We start from the raw sequence: 15,070 nt of genomic DNA, 5'->3' as shown, positions 1-15,070 counted from the left end.
GTTGGGCAGTGATGAGCAGCATTCACGCAAGCCCGCTGCAGGACTGGGCATCCTCTTCGAAATATCGGTTCATCGCGGCATCCTGCTATCAATGCCCCACGAGAAAAAGGCTGAGGTCGGCTTGAACAGTGGGAAGCAGAGCAGATCAACATGGATAACTAATCACGGGTACTTTCAACCACCGATAATAGTTACCTCTCAACGACACATATAAAATTTAGCGATTAATACCATAGCGACATGGTCTTTCACTTATCCATCCTTCTGCCAGACTTTCATTACGGTTGGACCCCCTCCTTCCCAGAACTCTCTTTATAAGAAAATCAGGAAGACCGCAATGACCTCTCAAACGAATGCACGTTCATCCATCTTGCCGTCGCCCGTTGTGCTGGAGGCGCAAAACGGTACGATTCAATTAAGCACTCTTGGCGATAGTGCGACGGTGAGTGTCACTTACCCAGGCATGGCTGTTGGCCAATCAGTCGGTGTACGCTGGAGTGGCAAGGTGATCTATAACACGCCCATCCAGACAGTAGCAGACGTTAAGCCACTGCAATTCCTCATTCCCAAAGGTAATATCGAAGCGGATTTAAACGCCAGTGCCACGGTTACTTACTCGGTCGGGGCAGGTAACGATCCGATCAGCATCTCTGCACCGCTTTCGGTCAAAGTCATCGCTTAGTAAGCCACTACTTGATAACTCATACCGTAAAAGTTTAAAACGGGCGGTGAATCATGCGCCGCCCCACTTTGATAAATGACCCGATATTTAGTCACACCTACCAGATGGCTCCGAGAAGCAATATACCGTTCGCTCATCGCTATACAGATAACGAGGGGGACACCCTCTGGTATCTACGGCAACACTAGGAAAAGGCGAGGCGTTATCATGCGTTTGACAACACACTGCACTGCCCTTGCCTTCATGTTGTCCTGCGTATTGAGCGCCTGTAGTTTAACTACAGCCCAGGACGACAACCGCGTGCATGGCTCAACCTCAAGCGTAGACACGTCGGTTGTTCAGAACTCCGAAACGCGCGCATTGGTATTGCCTGATCCCACGGTGGCAGAAGCACCGAACAAGACTATTGATCTGAACACGCTGGGTACTCATGCCACTGTGAAAGTCACCTATCCGGCTGTTGCTACAGGTCATACTGTCTCGGTATGGTGGACAGGTAAGAACACCTACAAATCGCCGGTGCAGACAGTTGGCGTAGCGGGACCGCTGACGTTTACTGTGCCTAAGGCCAACATAGCGGCCGATGTAGGCAGCAGCGGCGTATTGACTTACAGCGTGGGCGTCGATAACAACCCTATCGAAGTATCCAATCGTATATCGATCAATGTAATAGGGAACGCAGTTCCCGCCACTTTTCCGAAACCGGTTGCGCCACAAGCACCAGCAGGGAAGCTGAACCTTTCAACACTGGGTGCCAACGTGACAGTCAATGTCACCTACCCCACCATTACCAGTGGGCACAATGTAGGACTGAGATGGAAAGGTAAATCTCAATACGACGCAACCGTTCAACTCGTCGGTACGACTCGTCCGGTGGTGTTCACCGTACCCACATCTGCAGTGGCCGGTGATGTGGGGGGCAGCGGAATATTCACCTACAGTGTGGGGATTGGGTTAGAGCCACTAAAAATATCCGAAGCGTTACCCCTTGAAATTATTAATTCTATTTCAGGCGAATCCATAGCGGCGGCCATGAACATCCGGTATTCGGACACCCGTGCAGCATGCCCAAATAATAAACCTGCCTATTACTGCTCAGGCATTACTATCCGCTCGACAACAGATGAAAACTACGACCCTTGGGACCCTTCCCCTCTGGCAATCCAGCTAGGAGGCATATCATTTTCGTACATGAGAAAGGACAGTAAGGTTATCAATCTTTATCACAACAGCGGCTTTACATTTTTAAGCCAGACGGAAGCGATTGCTGCCAATAAAGCTCAGACTTACTTGTGTATTTATCCGCATGACGCATGGACGGCTAATGTCACGCGCCCCAACCACGGATGTGGTCTGAAAGCTAAAAATGATGCGCTCGCGGATTTGAGTTCATGCGCCAGCAAAAACGTTATCACGTTAGCGCAGTGGACAGCATACGCGCCCACAGTGCCCCACCCCAGCAATCAATGCTCATTAAGTACTGAAGATGCAGCGCAGTTCTATGTCAGCTTGCAGGCTCGATCTGTTGCCGCCCCCCTCATTTATAGGACCTGGAATGAAATAATGATGACCACGTGGGCACTCGGTATTGGTACGAGGCTACCCCTTGAGTCATTTTTTTATAAAGCCAATATTCCAGCGTCGTTGGCTGAGGCAAAAAACTACCAGACAAAATACAAAGCTCGGACAGCACTATGGGTGCCGATCATAAAACTTGATCTGACCCAACTGAATGGTAATCCTTTTAGTTACACCGCGGGAGACCAGGCTATCCAGCCATGAATGGCATAGCACTGTGCGGGATACCCTGAACTTCAAGCCGCCACGCGGGTAAGTGATGACGCTACGGAGCTACAAAAATATAAACGTCATGAAAAAATTGAGACATTTAAGCTTTCATTGCTTAGGGGCCAGCACTTCTTTATAGACGTTACATGGAGTTTACATGCACATCTCAAAAATAATGGTGACTGCCTGCCTGTTCATCTTAAGTCTTGCCAGCTGTACCTCAACCCCCGAGCATCCCGGTGTATCAAGCTCGCCTGCGTACACGAGTACTTCGGTCCCCGAGGCTTTGGCCCTCGACCTGCCGGAGCCCTCCATCACGCAAGCACCAAATAAAGTCATCAACCTGACCACACTCGGCGCGACTGCAACGGCCACTGTGACTTATCCTGCCATCCAGAACGCACATACCGTCGGCCTGCGCTGGAAAGGTAAATCCCAGTACGACGCCCCCGTTCAAGCAGCTGGAGCAAACCGGCCTGTAACGTTTTACATCCCCAAATCAGAAATTCAAAAAGATGCGAATGCTACTGCGGTCGTGACTTACAGCGTCGGAGTGGGGACAAACCCTCTCGAGATATCCCGCCCACTGACTATTTCAGTATCCGCTGGCGTCACTCCACCGTCAGGAGATGTAGTCGTCGACGCCATGAATGCAAGGTACTCAGACATCCGCCCGGTATGTCCCAATAATAAACCTGCCTACTACTGCAATGGCGTGGTCATACGCTCCACGATAAATGACGCTTACGACCCGTGGAATCCCAGCCCAAAGGCGGTATTACTGGGGGGCGTATCATTCTCTTACATGCGAAAAGACGCGGATGTTAAAAATCTCTATCACAACAGCGGCTTCACTTTTCTGAGTCAGAATGACGCCATCGCAGCTAACAGGGCTCAAGAATATTTGTGCATCTACGCCAATGATGCGGGAACGCTGGTAGGCGTACGCCCGGCCAAGGGATGCGGCCTTAAAACAGAGCGGAATTTAGCGGGTGACTTGAGCACCTGTTCTGGAGTCGGCGTGCGCACATTGGCGCAGTGGAACGCATACACAAACCCGCTCCCCAAACCTGCCTATCAATGCTCGCTCAGCACTCAGGACCCTGCTCAATTTCAAATCAGCATCGACGCAAGAAAAAACACTGCACCCAACGTCTGGCGCAGATGGAACGAGATCATGATCGCAACGTGGGCTCAGGACATAGGTCATAGACTGCCCATAGAGTCATTCTTCTATAAAGTCGGCATTACCGGTGCGCTGGAAGAAGCAAAGGCCTACCAGACTAAATATAAAGCCAAAACAGGGATCTGGATCCCTGTAGTGAGACTCAATCTGGATCGCCTGGCGGGTAACCCTTTCAGGTACAACGTGGCGGATCAGGCTTTGCAACCCTGAAGCCAACAGCTTAGGCCGGACATCAATCTGGCCCTACGCCACCGAAACCTGATTACGCCCATTATGCTTGGCCGCATAAAGCCCTTTGTCCGCCTCCTGAATCAACTGACGGCTATTGGTGCCAGGCTGCGGGACGATGGTCGATACGCCAATGCTGACCGTCAACGAAGCGCCCGGTGTCGGCGCGATGTGCGGGATGTTCATGCCCGCGACGGTCATGCGCAGTTTCTCGGCCAGCAGACGTGCGCCACCGGGTGAGGTATTGGGCAGGACCAGCGCGAACTCTTCGCCGCCATAACGCGCAGGCAGGTCTGATGGGCGAGCCGAACTGGCGCGAATGGCCTTGGCCACCTGACGCAGCGCTTCGTCGCCTTCCAGATGGCCAAAGTTGTCGTTGTACGCTTTGAAGAAATCGACATCGATCATCATCAACGACAACTGGGTCTGATCACGGCTCGCACGACGCCACTCCAGCTCCAGGTACTCGTCGAAATGACGACGGTTGGACAGGCCCGTCAAACCATCAGAGTTCATCAGGCGCTGCAGCACGAGGTTGGTATCCAGCAACTGCTGCTGACTCACGCGCAATGCCCGGTAAGCTTCGTCACGTTGCAACAGAGTCATGTACGAACGTGAGTGGTAACGAATCCGCGCGACCAGCTCGATCGTGTCCGGCAGCTTGACCAGATAATCGTTGGCGCCGGCAGAGAACGCCGCGCTCTTGATCATCGGGTCTTCCTTGGTCGAAAGTACGATGATCGGAATGTCTTTGGTCAGCGGATTATTGCGGTACTCGCGCACCAGCGTCAGGCCGTCCAGGCCTGGCATGACCAGATCCTGCAGGATAACCGTGGGCTTGATCTGGATCGCCTGCGCAATGGCCTGATGCGGATCAGCGCAGAAGTGAAAGTCGATACGCTCCTCGTTGGCCAGACTACGCCTGACCGCTTCGCCGATCATCGCCTGATCATCGACCAAGAGCACCATGGCCGAGTTTTCGTCATCTGGCTGGAGGGAGTCCAGCAGCAAGTCATTCATTCCCGAACTCCTGTCCAACGCCTGATGGTGATTTCGCCTGAATACTCATTGGGCGAACACCTCTTTCAAACGCATCGAAATAGTCTCCAGCGGTCTGATCTCAACCGCCGCATCAATGGCAGCCGCCGCTTTGGGCATGCCGTACACCGCACAGGACTGTTGATCCTGAGCGATGGTCAAATAACCTTGCTGGCGCATGAGTTTGAGGCCTTGAGCCCCGTCGCGTCCCATGCCCGTCAGCAAAACACCTACTGCTTCTCCGGTCCAGTAACGCGCCACGCTTTCAAAAAAAACGTCGATCGACGGCCGATAGATTTCATTGACCGGCTCTGCCGTATAGGACAGCGTGCCGTTCTTCAATAAACGAATATGGTGATTGGTACCCGCGAGCAAAACTGTGCCTGGCCGAGGCGGTTCGCCTTCCTGAGCCAGCCGCACCGGCAACCCCGAGGAGCTGCTGAGCCATTCAGCCATGCCAGCGGCAAAAACCTGATCCACGTGCTGCACCAACACGATGGCCGCCGGGAAATTGACCGGCAAGCCTTTCAGCAATATCTCCAGCGCTGCGGGTCCGCCTGCCGACGAACCGATGGCCACCAATTGCTGACGCTGACTGCTGGAGCGCAACGGTGCTGAAACAATCGGTTCAGAACGTTGCTCCGGGCGCATTAACCAGCCGATATTGAGGATCTTGCGCAACAGCGGTGCGGCGGCGTCCCTGGGGTTGCCTGCGCCGATGGCGGGCGTATCCACGACATCCAGCGCACCATGCCCCATCGCTTCGAACACCCGATTCATATTTTGCTGGCGGTCGACGGTGACAATCACAATGGCGCAAGGCGTCGCCGCCATGATCTGCCGGGTGGCTTCAACGCCGTCCATGACCGGCATGATCAGGTCCATCAGAATGACGTCCGGAAGCAGCTCGGCGCATTTACGCACCGCCTCTGCCCCGTTGCCCGCCACCCACACCACTTCGTGCGAAGGCTCAAGGGCCACCGCCCGACGCAAGGCCTCGACTGCCATAGGCATGTCATTGACGATCGCGATCTTCATGCCTGAGCATCCCCAATCAATTCAGCAACGGCATCGAGTAACGCGTCGTCATGGAAACTGGCCTTGGCCAGATAGTAATCAGCCCCTGCATCCAGACCACGACGGCGATCTTCTTCGCGATCTTTATAGGAAACGACCATCACTGGCAGGGACTGCAATCGAGTATCCCGGCGTACCAGCGTGACCAGTTCGATACCGTCCATGCGGGGCATGTCGATATCGGTGATGAGCAAATCGAAATCTTCTGCGCGCAATGCATTCCAGCCATCCATACCGTCCACGGCAACGGCCACTTCGTAGCCGCGATTGACCAGTAACTTGCGCTGCAACTCACGTACCGTCAACGAATCGTCGACCACCAGCACACGTTTGCGCGATACAGCGTCAATCTGCAGATTGCGCCGGTCGATGCGCTCCAGACGTCCGGTGTTGAGCAACTTCTCTACCGAACGCAGCATATCCTCGACATCGATGATCAGCACTGCCGAGCCATCGTCGAGCAAGGCACCCGCGGAGATGTCCTGGACCTTGCCCAGCCGGGGATCCAAAGGCAATACCACGAGGGTGCGCTCGCCGATAAAACGCTCGACAGCAACGCCATAGACCGCATCCCGCTCGCGGATCACCACGACTTTGAGCACACCTTCAGAGCTCTGGCTTGGTGGCCGGTGCAGTAACTGGCTAGCGGCGACCAGGCCGACGTGTCGCCCTTCATGCCAGAAATGCTGGCGCCCTTCGAGCTGGACAATATCGTCGCTGTGCACATCGCTCATGCGCTCAATGTGCGCCAACGGGAACGCATAGGCTTCGCCGCCGACCTCTACTACCAGGCTGCGCACTACCGACAGGGTTAACGGCACTTCCATCACAAACCGGGTGCCATGGTTTGCCTGCTGTTCAGCGAAGACCACGCCGCGCAGTTGGCGAACCATGTCATGGACAGCGTCAAGGCCGACGCCACGTCCGGAAATTTCGGTGACTTTGTCTTTCAAACTGAAACCGGGCAGAAACAGGAACGTCAGCAGTTCTTCTTCGCTCAATTGCGACGCCGTTTCAGCAGGCGATAATTGACGCTTGATGATATTGCTGCGCAACCGCTCAAGGTCAACACCGCCGCCGTCATCGCTGAGCTCGACCTGCAACTGGCCCGCTTGATGGGACGCTTTGAGACGAATCAGTCCTTCTGCCGGTTTACCCGCAGCCAGCCGCGTTTCAGGTAGCTCGATGCCGTGGTCCACAGCGTTGCGCAGCAAATGGGTCAGCGGCGCTTCGAGCTTTTCCAGCACGTCACGATCGACCTGGGTTTTTTCGCCTTCGATTTCCAGCCGGACCTGCTTGCCCAGCTCCCGTCCGAGATCACGCACCATGCGAGCCTGACCGGCAAGAACATCGGCAAACGGTCGCATCCGGCAAGCCAGTGCAGTGTCATAAAGCTCCTGCGCTCGCTGCCCCGCCACCCAGCCGAATTCGTCCAGCTCTGCGGTCTGATTGACGAGCATTTGCTGCGCTTCGGCGAGTAGACGGCGCGCTTCGTCCAGGGCTTTTTGCGCATCCGGACCAAGACCTGCCTCACCGAAACTGGCCTCAAGATCGTCCAGCGCGCGACTGCTGCCGGTCTGGATACGCTTGAGCCGTTGCATATTGGCCAGATAAGGCTTGATGCGTTGTGTCTCGACCAGTGATTTGCTCGACAGATCCAGCAAGCTGTTCAGTCGCTCGGCCGTCACCCGCAGCACGCGCTCGCCGCCCTCGGATGCCCGACGGTTACGCCGCATGGCGGGCGCAGCAGCAGGCTCAACCGGGCCTTCGTCGACAGACGACATCGGCGCTGGCTCTGGCTCTGGCATTGCCACTGGAGCAGCGGCAATACCGGGCCCTGGGGTTTCGTCAGGAAGGTTGAGTGCGAGCAACGGATCAGGACCGGAAGGCGTCGATTGCGTCAACCCCATCGCGGCCGCCAACAAGGCATCGTCAGCGGAGGGGGTTGATAACGTCGCACCGCGCAGCATACCGCTGCCCTGGCTCATCAGGGTGTTCATGCGTTCTACGTAAGCGTCGATATCGGCCTGCGCGACGTTGCTCACGCCAGGCGTCGCAATACGCATCAACAGATCAGTCCCTTGCAGCAAGGCGTCGATATGTTCGGGCTGCAGATAAAGACGACCTTCCTGAGCGCTGACCAGACAATCTTCCATGACATGGGCAACGCTGACACCGAAATGGACACCGACGATACGTGCCGCGCCTTTGAGTGAGTGGGCGGCACGCATGCAGGCTTCCAGGTGATCGGCCTGGGTCGGGTCACGCTCAAGGGCAAGCAAACCACCGCTCAGTACTTGAGTCTGGGCTTCGGCCTCAAGGGTGAACAGCTCGAACAGCGAGGCATCGCGCATTTCATCTGGCGTCATGAAAGGCTCCGATTGATCGCCGACAACAGTTGTTCTTCATCGAGCAGACGCAGGCTGTAATCCTTCCATTGCAAGACACCTCGGGTAAAGCGCGCGTTGGCATGCGTTCCGGAAGTCGAAGCCGAGTCCAGCAGATCTTCTTCGATGGCATGGATACCGTGAATTTCATCCACCGGCACCACCACCGGACCGCCGTCAGCGGCCACGATCAGCATGCGCGGCATAATCCGGCTCGATTGCGCAGGCACAACCGTCGTATCGAGCCCCAACAATTCCACCAGTGAAAGGCAGGCAACCAGCGCACCACGCACATTGGCCACACCGAGCAGTGCCCGGGAACGCTGATGCGGCAGCGAATGAATAGTTTGTGATGGTGCAATCTCGACCATACAGCGAGTGGGGAACCCCAGCCACTCTTCGCCCAGACGGAAAACCAGAATCGAGCGCGTCCTGGTCTTGACCTTGAAATCGGCCCCTTGCACATGATCGTCATCGCCTCGGGTCAGCGCGTAGCGATCCAGCAAACTGGTAGCCGCTGCGGCATAGACCGGGCAGTTACGGCAGTGGATATGCTCGACCAGCAGCGGGCACGACCGGTCACCATGAATGCCGATGCGATTCCAGCAGTCATCGATTGCCTGCGCATCCTCGTGGATGAAGCTCGAATAGCTGAAGATTCTGCTCATCGCGGGCTACCACCTTGCTTGTTCATACTGCGGGCCGCACGTTCATTCAGCCTGCGTGCCCCGGCGCTATCACCCTGGGCCGCCAGCAACGCTGCAAGTTGCGCCAATGCCTCCGGGTGTTGCGGCTGCAAATACAGTGCCTTGCGATAAAAGCCCTGAGCCTGGGCATTGCTGCCTTCGACCTCGCTGAGCAACCCCAACCAGTAAAACACCTGCGCCACGGGTTCATGGCTTTTCAGAAAGCGCTCACACGCAGCGCGTGCATCAGCGCTTTTGCCTTCGTTGGCAAGGCTGGCGATGGTGGCGAGCAATGTCGCAACGTCGTCTCTACCCGTTGCCGTAACAGGGCTCCCCGTTGCAACGGAAGGTGACCGTTGCGTAGGCGCAAGCGACACGGTGGTCGGTCGCGGAGTACGCGAAACGCTTCGCGGGTTGAAACCCGGCGGGACAATTGCACTGCGCGGAGAGGGCTCAGCAGGCAGCGGTACGGGCTCTTGCGGAGCGCTGTAATGACTGAACGCAAAAGTCTGGGGAATACCAATCGAGCGCATGCCCATGCGCGTCAACAGGCTGCCTTCGGCAGGTCCGATAAACAGGATGCCGTCATCGCGGGTCAGGCGCTTGAGCACCTCAAACACATGTTTCTGCGTGGGCTGATCGAAATAGATCAGCAAATTACGACAGAACACGAAGTCATAGGCCGTCTGGTTTGTCAGTGCCGGATCGAGCAAATTGCCGGCACGGAAGCTGATCCGTTCACGCACCCGATCCTGTAACTCGAAACCGTCGTCGGAGGCGTTGAAATAACGATCACGATAAGAAATGTCATCGCCGCGAAACGAGTTTTTACCGTACACGCCACGCTCTGCGCGTTGAATGGATATCGGGCTGATATCCATTGCATCGATGGTGAACTGCGCTGCCAGCGCACCCGCATCCAGCAAAGCCATGGCGATGGAATAAGGTTCTTCACCCGTGGAACACGGCAGGCTGAGGATACGGATCGGCCGTACGCCGTTCAGCTCGGCAATGCGTGCCTTGGCGAGGTTGCCTAATGAAACAAAGGATTCCGGATAGCGAAAAAACCAGGTTTCAGAAACGATGACAGCCTCGATCAACGCCTGTTGCTCTTCAGCCGACGACTGCAGAAGCTGCCAGTAACCGTCGCTGTCGATAGCCTTGGTGGCCAGGTAACGCTGACGAATCGCACGCTCGACGATCGCCTCACCTATGGAAGCGACATCAAGGCCGATGCGGTCCTTGAGAAAACCGAAGAAGCGCGCCTCCTGGCTCATGGTGCCTCTCCAATCAATTCAGCTTCCGGGGGCTGCGCCGGATAGAGCAACTCACGCACCTGATCACTGAGCAAGTCCTGGACGTGGATCCACTGCACAAGCCCTGACGCGTCTTCGCGTACCGGCCCCAGATAGGACGCCTCAGGATTGTCCAGGCCGTAGTCCTTGAACTCGTCCGGCGCGCATCGCAGCATGTCGGTGGCCTGCTCGATAATCAGCCCCAGCAAGCGCTTGGGCTGTCCGGCATCAACCTGGTAATGCACCAACACCAATCGCGTACTGGTTCGCGACTTGGCGATCTGCCCGAACGCCAACGCTGCAAGATCAATCACGGGGATCATATCGCCGCGATGGGACAACACACCTGCGACCCATCGTGGAGCCTGGGCAATGGCCTTGAGCGGTAGACGCGGCAGCACTTCGGCGACTTGCAGCGCCTCCAGTGCGTAGCGTTCATCGCCGATACGAAATAGCAGGAACAGCTTATTTTTCGGCACTATCGAGGAACTGCCGCGACTGACCGGTTGATCGCTCATGGTCAGTACTCAGACTTTGAAACGCGAAACGCCGCTACGCAAACCGACCGCCACCTGACTCAACTCATCAATGGCAAAACTGGCCTGACGCAAGGACTCCACAGTCTGGCTACTGGCATCGCCCAACTGCACGAGCGCCTGATTGATCTGCTCGGCGCCGGTGGCCTGAGCCTGCATGCCTTCGTTGACCATCAACACCCGAGGCGCCAACGCCTGCACCTGATGAATAATCTGCGTCAACTGTTCGCCGACCTGGGTGACTTCGAACATGCCGCGGCGCACTTCCTCGGAGAACTTGTCCATGCCCATCACACCGGCAGACACCGCCGACTGGATCTCACGGACCATCTGCTCGATGTCATAAGTCGCCACCGCAGTCTGGTCAGCCAGACGGCGTACTTCTGTCGCAACCACCGCAAAACCACGGCCATACTCACCGGCTTTCTCAGCTTCGATGGCAGCATTGAGCGACAGCAGGTTGGTCTGGTCAGCAACCTTGACGATAGTCACTACCACCTGATTGATGTTGCCGGCCTTCTCATTGAGGATCGCCAGTTTGGCGTTGACCAGATCCGCTGCGCCCATTACCTGATGCATGGTGTCTTCCATCCGGGCCAAGCCCTGCTGGCCGGAGCCGGCGAGGATCGAAGCCTGATCAGCAGCACTGGTCACTTCGGTCATGGTGCGAACCAGATCACGGGATGTGGCAGCAATTTCCCGGGAAGTCGCGCCGATCTCGGTGGTCGTCGCTGCGGTCTCGGTCGCCGTGGCTTGCTGCTGCCGGGAGGTTGCAGCGATCTCGGTGACGGAGGTTGTGACCTGTACCGAAGAGCGTTGAGCCTGGGAAACCAGCCCGGTCAACTCGGTCATCATGTCGTTGAAGCCGGTTTCCACTGCACCGAATTCGTCTTTGCGATCCAGATTGAGTCGTTTACTCAAATCGCCCGTGCGCATGGTTTCCAGGATGCTGACGATGCGCTGCATCGGCGACATGATCGAGCGCATCAGCAAAAAACCGCAAGAGGTGGCGGCAATGATCGCGATGAGCAGAGAAAGCCCCATGCTGATTTTTGCGCCGGTAACAGCCACGACAATTCGGTCGGTAGCGTCATCAGCTACTTTTTTGTTGATGACGATGATGTCGTTAAGTTGCTTACGACCCGCCGACCATACTGGCCTGGTCTGATCATAAAACTCGGTCTTGGCTTTTATATAGTCGCCGCGCTGGAAACTGGTGTGCACGTCATTGAGCAGGCGCGTGTACGTCTCGCGCTGGCGCTCGAAGTCAGTGAAATTGGCGCGGTCGTTATCATCAAAAATGGTTTGTTTATAGTTGTCGACCTGCTGCTGAAGACGCGCCTCGAAATCCTTGAACTGGTCTTTTTCCGGGCCGGTCAACTCACGTCCTTCCCCTTCACCGATCAGCTCGAGAGTGCGAATGTAGCTTTCACCCCAGGCGCTGCGCAGCAGGGTGCTGTAATACACACCTGGAAGTGCATCAAGGCGAACTTCTTCTTCACTGGACTGAATAGACAGGAGGCGGGAAAAAGATACGATAACCATCATGAGCATGATGGCGATAATTACGGCGAAACTCGCCAAGATCCGTTGGCGTAAGGTCCAGTTCTTCACGGTCATCCCTCAAGAGTTCAACACCGGACTTCACGCCGGGTTCAAGAAGCGGACCGACTAACGGCCCAACGCGGCCTGAGTATAGCCCAGGCTCTGACGAACTAAGGGGGTTGTTTCAGAGATAAATTAGGCATATTCCCACAAGACCCCTAGAATTTTCTTACAGGCCTTGGGTATTCGAATGAATGCAGGTGTTCGATGGGGTGTTGCAGATGGGTGGTTGGGCCAGCTTGACGCAGGAACTGTGGGAGATTCTATGCCTCCTCACAAACCCGAAGATTGATCGCAACCCGTAGGACCTGTGGGAGCGAGGCTTGCCCGCGATACATGAGACGCAGCTGAAAGGCATACCGCGTTGTCATTTGCTGCGAGCAAGCACAACCGACTGGCTGTTAAACCTGAGCCTGACGCACCTGTATCTCCAGTTCAGCCTTCAACGCAGGTGCCAGCTTGAGCTGACGGGCCAGTTCGTCCAGATAAACACGCTCCATGAATTGCTCTTCATCCACCAGCATCACACTGGCGATATACATTTCTGCAGCCATCTCCGGCGTCTTCGCGGCGCGGGCGACTTCAACCGGGTCCAGAGGCTTGTTCAGTTCAGCGTGCAGCCATTGCTGCAATTCCTGATCACCCGTCAGCTTGGTAAATTCACCTTCGATCAACTCACGCTCGCGCTCATCCACGTGACCGTCAGATTTTGCCGCAGCAACCAGCGCGCGAAGGATCGCCTGACTGTGCTCCTCAACTTGCTCCGGTGGCAGACGATCAATGGTCTGTGGCTCACCTTGAGCAGCGAGACCCTGCTTGGCCTGCCAGTTGCCATATGCCTTGTAGGCAATAACGCCCAAGGCAGCCAGGCCACCATATGTCAGCACTTTGCCGCCGACTTTGCGCGCGCCCTTGCTGCCCATCAGCAAACCCATGGCACCGGAAGCCAGGGCACCACCGCCCGCCCCAGACAACAGACTGCTCAGACCACCGCCGCCAGCACCGCCCAGCAAACCACCCAGGCCACCCGCGGCAGAGGATTTCTTGCCGCCTTGTTGATGCCCGGCACCACCGGCCTTGTTCTGCAGCATCTCCTGGCCGGATTTAAGAAGTTGGTCGAGTAAGCCACGCGTGTTCATGGAAAGCCTCCACAGACTTTTTCATTCGATTGGGTACACGGCAGAGTAAAACGAAGTGTGTCGAGGCTGGAGAGCCGGTGTGCTTCCAGATGTTGCAAAACCCCACGCATGTCAGGCGTGCCATGAATCCGTAGGACCGGCTTTAGCCGGGAGGACGTCAGGATTCTCCCTCAATCTCTTTCGGCAGAAATACCGCCCTCCCGGCTGAAGCCGGTCCTACGAGGTCAAGGGTGGAGTCAGACACTAATCCCGCAAATCAGACTCATGAATCGGCTGATCGCGATGGGTCGCCCGTTGATACTGCGCAGGCCAGGTTGCCTTGCGGCCGCCGAGGTCATCGTCGGCATGCAGCGGCCAGTAGGGATCACGCAACAGTTCGCGGGCGAGCAGGATGATATCGGCCTGCCCAGTGCGCAGGATATGTTCGGCCTGAGCCGGTTCAGTGATCATGCCTACGGTGCCCGTCGCCATGTCCGACTCCTTGCGAACCCGTTCGGCGAAGCGCGTCTGATACCCCGGCCCCACCGGAATTTCAGCATTGGCTGAAGTGCCGCCCGACGACACGTCAATCAGGTCAACACCCAAACCCTTCAAGCGGCGCGCCAGTTCAACGGTTTCATCGGGGTTCCAGCCATCTTCCACCCAATCAGTGGCGGAGACCCGCACAAACAAAGGCAACTCTTCAGGCCACACGGCACGGACCGCTTGAGTCACCTCCAGCGTCAGGCGAATACGGTTTTCAAATGAGCCGCCGTATTTATCCTGACGCTGATTGCTGAGCGGCGACAGGAACTGGTGCAACAGATAGCCGTGGGCGGCATGCACTTCAACCACCTTGAAACCGGCCGTCAGCGCCCGCTTTGCAGAGGCCACGAATGCCTGAATGACGTCCTGAATCTGCGCCTCGCTCAATTGCACCGGAGCGGTATGCTTGGGATCGAAAGCAATCGGCGATGGCCCCCAAGGCGTCCAGCCGCCCTCTTCGGCTTTGATGCTGCCCGACTTGCCCAACCACGGCCGCCAGGTGCTGGCCTTGCGCCCGGCGTGAGCAAGCTGAATGCCTGCAACAACACCTTGAGCGTTGATGAAGCGGGTGATTCGCTGCAAGCCTTCGATCTGCTCATCGTTCCACAGGCCAAGGTCTTCAGGCGTGATTCTGCCATCTTTGGTGACCGCAACGGCCTCGGTAAAGACAAGGCCGGCACCGCCCACTGCTCGGCTGCCAAGGTGAACCAGATGCCAGTCGTTTGTCAGGCCATCGACCGCTGAGTACTGACACATCGGGGATACCGCGATGCGGTTGCGCAGGGTTAGCTGGCGTAAGGTGTAGGGTTCTAACAACAAGCTCATGGGAACCTCTCAGGCTGTAATAGGCAGCAGGGCACGTGATAAAAAACGTGCCTGAAGCCTAGTCGACAACCCA

Annotated in this window: 12 protein-coding genes; 3 read left to right on the top strand and 9 right to left on the bottom strand. The window is 56.4% G+C overall.

Annotated features, from left to right (window positions below; genetic code table 11):
* Positions 1–337 precede the first annotated feature (337 nt).
* The 3 genes from AO242_RS03390 to AO242_RS03380 all read left to right on the top strand — a co-directional run bounded on the left by AO242_RS03390 (position 338) and on the right by AO242_RS03380 (position 3,866).
* The gene (locus AO242_RS03390; RefSeq protein WP_099267664.1) at positions 338–682 is read left to right on the top strand and encodes a hypothetical protein; all 345 of its coding nucleotides are present in this window, start codon (positions 338–340) and stop codon (positions 680–682) included.
* Positions 683–889: 207 nt separating this feature from the next.
* Positions 890–2,464 carry a YceI family protein gene (locus tag AO242_RS03385; protein ID WP_099267663.1) on the top strand — a complete coding sequence of 525 codons (1,575 nt, stop codon included), beginning with the start codon at positions 890–892 and terminating at the stop codon, positions 2,462–2,464.
* Positions 2,465–2,627: 163 nt separating this feature from the next.
* Complete coding sequence (locus tag AO242_RS03380) at positions 2,628–3,866, top strand: hypothetical protein (RefSeq protein WP_099267662.1); 1,239 nt, start codon at positions 2,628–2,630, stop codon at positions 3,864–3,866.
* A gap of 33 nt (positions 3,867–3,899) precedes the next feature.
* Here AO242_RS03380 and AO242_RS03375 read toward each other — a convergent pair whose 3' ends face one another.
* From AO242_RS03375 to AO242_RS03335, 9 genes are all read right to left on the bottom strand, one after another.
* Positions 3,900–4,904, bottom strand: coding sequence for a response regulator (locus tag AO242_RS03375; protein ID WP_027902622.1), 1,005 nt, complete (start codon positions 4,902–4,904; stop codon positions 3,900–3,902).
* Between the two features lie 45 nt (positions 4,905–4,949).
* Positions 4,950–5,960, bottom strand: a complete 1,011-nt coding sequence (locus tag AO242_RS03370; protein ID WP_099267661.1) for a chemotaxis response regulator protein-glutamate methylesterase — start codon at positions 5,958–5,960, stop codon at positions 4,950–4,952.
* Positions 5,957–8,368: a hybrid sensor histidine kinase/response regulator gene (locus AO242_RS03365; protein ID WP_099267660.1), complete on the bottom strand. Its 2,412-nt coding sequence runs from the start codon at positions 8,366–8,368 to the stop codon at positions 5,957–5,959. The genes AO242_RS03370 and AO242_RS03365 overlap by 4 nt, the downstream gene beginning before the upstream one ends.
* Positions 8,365–9,054: a chemotaxis protein CheW gene (locus tag AO242_RS03360; protein WP_027902619.1), complete on the bottom strand. Its 690-nt coding sequence runs from the start codon at positions 9,052–9,054 to the stop codon at positions 8,365–8,367. Before AO242_RS03360 ends, AO242_RS03365 begins: the two co-directional genes overlap by 4 nt.
* Positions 9,051–10,349: a CheR family methyltransferase gene (locus AO242_RS03355; RefSeq protein WP_099267659.1), complete on the bottom strand. Its 1,299-nt coding sequence runs from the start codon at positions 10,347–10,349 to the stop codon at positions 9,051–9,053. Before AO242_RS03355 ends, AO242_RS03360 begins: the two co-directional genes overlap by 4 nt.
* Positions 10,346–10,885: a chemotaxis protein CheW gene (locus AO242_RS03350; protein ID WP_099267658.1), complete on the bottom strand. Its 540-nt coding sequence runs from the start codon at positions 10,883–10,885 to the stop codon at positions 10,346–10,348. Before AO242_RS03350 ends, AO242_RS03355 begins: the two co-directional genes overlap by 4 nt.
* 9 nt (positions 10,886–10,894) lie before the next feature.
* Positions 10,895–12,517, bottom strand: a complete 1,623-nt coding sequence (locus AO242_RS03345) for a methyl-accepting chemotaxis protein (protein WP_099267708.1) — start codon at positions 12,515–12,517, stop codon at positions 10,895–10,897.
* Between the two features lie 392 nt (positions 12,518–12,909).
* Positions 12,910–13,647, bottom strand: a complete 738-nt coding sequence (locus AO242_RS03340) for a tellurite resistance TerB family protein (RefSeq protein WP_099267657.1) — start codon at positions 13,645–13,647, stop codon at positions 12,910–12,912.
* Positions 13,648–13,890: 243 nt separating this feature from the next.
* The gene (locus tag AO242_RS03335; protein WP_099267656.1) at positions 13,891–14,997 is read right to left on the bottom strand and encodes an NADH:flavin oxidoreductase/NADH oxidase; all 1,107 of its coding nucleotides are present in this window, start codon (positions 14,995–14,997) and stop codon (positions 13,891–13,893) included.
* Positions 14,998–15,070: the final 73 nt, after the last annotated feature.

It is taken from the genome of Pseudomonas sp. ICMP 561, assembly GCF_002699985.1.
Classification (GTDB): Bacteria; Pseudomonadota; Gammaproteobacteria; order Pseudomonadales; family Pseudomonadaceae; genus Aquipseudomonas; species Aquipseudomonas quasicaspiana.
This window is presented reverse-complemented; position numbering and strand designations above follow the sequence as displayed.